The organism is Streptomyces torulosus (assembly GCF_001419765.1).
GTDB lineage: Bacteria > Actinomycetota > Actinomycetes > Streptomycetales > Streptomycetaceae > Streptomyces > Streptomyces torulosus.
The window spans coordinates 1-4,500 of sequence record NZ_LIRK01000282.1; the positions used below are offsets into that span (position 1 = coordinate 1).

At 74.5% G+C, this 4,500-nt stretch carries 3 protein-coding genes; 2 read left to right on the forward strand and 1 reads right to left on the reverse strand.

Going from position 1 to position 4,500, the window contains the following annotated elements:
- A partial coding sequence (locus tag AOK23_RS20290; protein ID WP_055714112.1) for an FG-GAP-like repeat-containing protein occupies positions 1 to 1,096 on the forward strand: 1,096 nt, incomplete at its 5' end.
- Positions 1,097 to 1,099: 3 nt separating this feature from the next.
- On the opposite strand, the gene AOK23_RS20295 is transcribed toward AOK23_RS20290, so the two are convergent.
- Positions 1,100 to 3,682 (reverse strand): tetratricopeptide repeat protein, encoded by a 2,583-nt coding sequence (locus AOK23_RS20295; RefSeq protein ID WP_055714113.1) that lies wholly within the window; start codon positions 3,680 to 3,682, stop codon positions 1,100 to 1,102.
- Positions 3,683 to 3,817: 135 nt separating this feature from the next.
- On the opposite strand from AOK23_RS20295, the gene AOK23_RS20300 reads away from it, so the two are divergent.
- A complete protein-coding gene (locus tag AOK23_RS20300; RefSeq protein ID WP_055714114.1) occupies positions 3,818 to 4,339 on the forward strand; it encodes a DUF2165 domain-containing protein in 522 nt (173 codons plus the stop codon).
- Positions 4,340 to 4,500 lie beyond the last annotated feature (161 nt).

Consider the following 4,500-nt stretch of genomic DNA (forward strand, 5'->3'; position numbering starts at 1 on the left):
CGCCGCCCGCGACCTCGACGGGGACGGCTACACCGACCTCGTCGTCGGCGCCTACAAGGGCGCCGCCGTGCTGTGGGGCTCCGCGAGCGGTCTGTCCTCCGCCACCGCCCTCGACGGTACCGTCAGCAAGCTGGCCGGCGGCGACTTCAACGGCGACGGCAAGGCCGACCTCGCCCTCGGCAACAACGGGCGCCTCCAGGTCCGCCTGGGTCCGTTCACCCGTGACGGCGCCCCGGCGGGCACCAACGTCTTCCCGGTGGACGAGAGGAAGGAGACCTGGGACGTCATCGCCGGCGACATGAACGGTGACGGCACGGACGACCTCGTCACCACCCACGGCTTCGAGGAGCGGTCGTACGCGACCCTGTGGTGGCCGGGCACCGCGGCCGGCATCGACACCGAGCACTCCCGGACCACCGGGTCCGCCTCCGTCGGCGGGGTCGTCGCCGACGTGGACGGGGACGGCTACGGCGACTACGTGGGACGGCGCGTTGACGCCGTCTCCGAGATGCGGATGTACGAGGCGGGCAACGTCCGGGTCGTGTACGGCGGCCCCGACGGACCCAGCAGCCGGGTCACGAGCATCACGCAGGACACGGCGGGCGTGCCCGGCGTCTCCGAGGCCGGGCACCGCGACGACGACGACAGCGACTACGGCGACCAGTTCGGCGACGCGCTCGCCGCCGGGGACGTGACGGGCGACGGCTACCCGGACATCGCGGTCGGCGTGCCCGGCGAGGACATCGGGTCCGTCCGCGACGCCGGCTCGGTGGTCCTGCTGAAGGGCGGCCCCTCCGGGCTCACCGGCACCGGCGCCCAGGCCTTCGACCAGTCCGACACGGGCGTGCCCGGGGTCTCCGAGGCCGGTGACCGGTTCGGGGGGGCCGTCGCCCTGCTCGACGTCAACGCCAACGACCGCGCCGACCTCGCCGTCGCCGCGCCCACGGAGGACGGCACGTACGAGAACTCCGGCGCGGTGTGGCTGTTCCGCGGCTCCAAGGCGGGCCTGACCACGAACAACATCACCTCGTTCGGGCCGTCCGTCCTGAAGGCGCCGGAGAAGGGCGCGCTCCTCGGCAGCGGCTTCGCCAAGTAGGCCCTATCCCGCTCCGCCCGGCCGGGCCGCCGCCTCGGTGGCCCGGCCGTGCAGTTCCTCCGCCCACGAGTCGTCGGGCCGCAGCTCCAGCGCCCGCTCCGCGTCGGCCAGCGCCCGCACGGGGTCGCCGAGTTCGAGGTGGAGCGCCACCCGGTGGCGGAGCGCCCAGGTGTACTCGGGGGCCAGGGCCACCGCCCGGTCGAGGTCCAGCAGGGCCTCCGCGTGGCGGCCCAGCTTCATGAGGGAGACACCCCGGCTGGCGTACGCCGACGCGTACAGCTCGTCCCGCTCGATCGCCCGGTCGTAGTCGGCGAGGGCCTCCGCGTCACGGCCGGCGACCCGCAGGGCGTCCCCGCGTTCGCAGCGCACCCACGCCGTGTCGGGCTCCAGCGCCACCGCGTGGTGCAGATCGGCCAGTTGGCGCTCGTGTTCGCCCCGCGAGCGGCGGACGCGGGCGCGCCGCACCAGGGCCCACACATAGGTGCCGTCCAGTTCCAGGGCCCGGTCCAGGTCCACGAGGGCCTCGTCGAGGCGGCCCTGGGCGTGCCGGGCGGCGCCGCGGGAGGCCCAGGGCACGCGGCGGGCCGGGGCGAGCGCCACCGCCCGGTCCAGGTCGGCGATCGCGGCGGACAGGTTCCCGAGGAGGCGGTGGTAGTCGCCGCGCAGCGTGAGGGTGGTGGCGTCGTCGGGGGCGAGGGCGTCGGCCCGGTCGAGGTCGGCCACGGCGGCGGAGTGGTCCCCGGTGTGGGCGCGGGCGACGGCCCGCCCCGTGTACGCGGTGACCAGTTCCGGGTCGAGGGCGAGCGCGCGGTCGAACTCGGTGACCGCCCGCTCGTTCGCCCCGTCGCGGTGCAGGGTCCGCCCCCGCAGGGCGTGGGCGAGCGCCTGGTGCCGGGCGTCGAGGCCGGCCCGCAGGAGCAGGGCGCCCAGCGCGTCGTGCACACCGCCCCGCGCCAGCGCCGCCAGCAGGTCCTCGCCCCAGCGGGCGGGCTCCGCATCGTCCGCGTCGCGGCCCGCCCGGGCCAGCGTCTCGGCCCACCGCCGGGCCACCGGTTCGCCCTCGCCGCACGCCCCCACGGCGTCGTGCAACGCCCCCGGCAGCGCGCCGCGCTCCCCCGCGCACAGCAGGTGGTAGGTCTCGGCCAGACGCGCCTCCCGCCAGCGTTCGATGCCCCAGAGCCCGTCCTCCGTGAGGCCCGCCTCGGCCTCGGTCGCGGCCCGCCGTCCGGCGAAGGCCGCGGCCAGTCGGCGGTGCCGCTCGGTCCACGTGCGGGGCGACCGCAGGCGCTGCAGCCGGACCATGGGCGCGCGGACGACGTCGTGGTAGACGATCCGGTCCCCGCGGTCGGTGACGAAGGGCAGGGCGCGCAGCCAGGCGAGCAGGGCATCGGGGGCGCCGCCGCTGTCGCCCGCGGCGCCGTCCGCGTCCGGTTCCGCCACGGCCGCCCGGAACACGTCCGCGTCCAGCCACCGGGGCAGCGCGCAGGCCAGGGCCGCGGCCCGGTGCACCGGGTCGGACTCCCACTTCAGGAAGCGTTCCACGGCGGTGGCGCTGGGGTCGCCCGCGTCGGCCAGGTCGTCGAGGTCGCGGGGGCGGGCCTCGGCGAGCGTGGAGACGAGGACGGGGAGGCCGCCGGTGAGGCGCAGCACCTCGTCGACGACGGGCTCGTCGAGGACGCCCCTGGCGGCGAGGAGCCCTCGCGTCTCCGTCTCGGTGAACGGCCGGAGCGGGAGGTCCGCGACGAAGTCGGCGAGCCCGCCCCAGCGTGCGGTGTCGAAGGGCCGCCGGCCGGCGGTGACGAGGACGACATTGCCGGGGAGGGCGCCGTGGCGGTCGCCGGTGACGAGGTCGTGCAGCCACGGGTCGAGGAAGGGGCCGGTCCGCTCGTAGGTGTCGAAGAGCAGGACGATCCACGACACTTCGGCGGCGACCGCGGCGAGTTCGTCGAGCAGGACGGGGGTCAGGACCCGGTCGGGGTCGAGGAGGAGGCGGGCGTCCTCCTGGCCGCGCAGCCGGGAGACCGTGCCGGTCCACAGCCGGTCGGCGCCGCGGGCCAGTCCGTCGGGGTCGACGGCACCGGCGAACGGCCCGACGACGGGCAGCAGGCCGAGGGCCACGAGGGTCGCCCGAGCGGCGGCCGTGCTCGCGGCGGAGGGCGCCGGGGGCCCGTCGCCGGCCTCCTCCTCGGGCTCCGCCGCGGTCAGGGCGGCCAGTTCGGCCTCGTACCGCCGCTCCCGGTGGGCCGTGAGCAGCCGCTCCAGTTCCTTGAACCGCCGCCCCTCACGGGCGAACCGGTCGGCGATCACCGCCATGGCCTCGGGGACACTGCCGGCCCCGTCGTCGACGTACGCGGTGAGGGCTCCGTGCTCCCGCGCGATCTGCTCCAACTCCCTCACGAGGAAGGTCTTGCCGATACCGGCGTCGCCGTGGACGTGGAACAGGAAGCGTCGGCGCTCGTCCTCGATCGGCAGGTCGAGACCGGCGCGGAACGCGGCGCGTTCCGCGGCACGGCCGACGAAGCCCTGCCGGGTGCGTCGCCGGATCAGCTCCTGCATCGTCGGAACCGGGGGCCGCGCCGGTGCCATGCGTCATCCTCCGCTCGTACGCCGTCGGGGTGGTCGCCGCCCGTACGGTTTCCGCCAGTCCGCAGCCTCTGATTCTGGCCCAACGCGCCGAAAATCACCTGGGGTTGGTCGGATCGTGCGGGACATAGTTGATCCATGTCCGCTGAACTGAGACCTCGTTCGTCCCTTCTTCCCCTCACCTCGACGCTCCTCGTCGGCACCGTCGCCCTCTACATGGCGCTCGTCGCCTTCAGCAACATCACCGACTTCGGCACCAACCAGCAGTTCGTACGGCATGTTCTCGCCATGGACACCACGTTCAAGGACGAGGACCTCATGTGGCGGGCGATCACGTCGAAGGGCCTTCAGGACACGGCGTACGTCGCCATCATCGTCTGGGAGACGGTCGCCGCCCTGCTCCTCGTGGCGGCCACGTACTTCTGGGCCACCGGCCTGCGGTCCCGCGCGTTCCACACCGCCCGCCGCTACAGCACCCTCGGTCTGCTCATGGTCCTGCTCCTCTTCGGCGCCGGCTTCATGGCGATAGGCGGCGAGTGGTTCGTGATGTGGCAGTCCAAGAGCTGGAACGGCCTCGACGCGGCCCTGCGCGTGTTCCTGCTGAGCGGTGTGGTCCTGCTGGTCACCTGCCTACCGCAGAACGAGTCCGCGAACGACTAGTGCTGTGACCGGAAAGGTTCACCGGCTCGCGACGCCCGGCACGGCACCTCGCGGCGTTGTCGCATGACCCGAGTACATCCAGTACGCGGGCCATGCTCCGCCTTGCGAGGCACCGCACCGGACGCCGCGAGCTTTCCGGCAAACCTTTCCGGTCACAGCAC

Excerpts from the sequence above, each read along its gene's own strand:
- AOK23_RS20300 (WP_055714114.1), top strand. The coding sequence starts at position 3,818 with ATGTCCGCTGAACTGAGACCTCGTTCGTCCCTTCTTCCCCTCACCTCG.
- AOK23_RS20295 (WP_055714113.1), bottom strand. The coding sequence starts at position 3,682 with ATGGCACCGGCGCGGCCCCCGGTTCCGACGATGCAGGAGCTGATCCGG.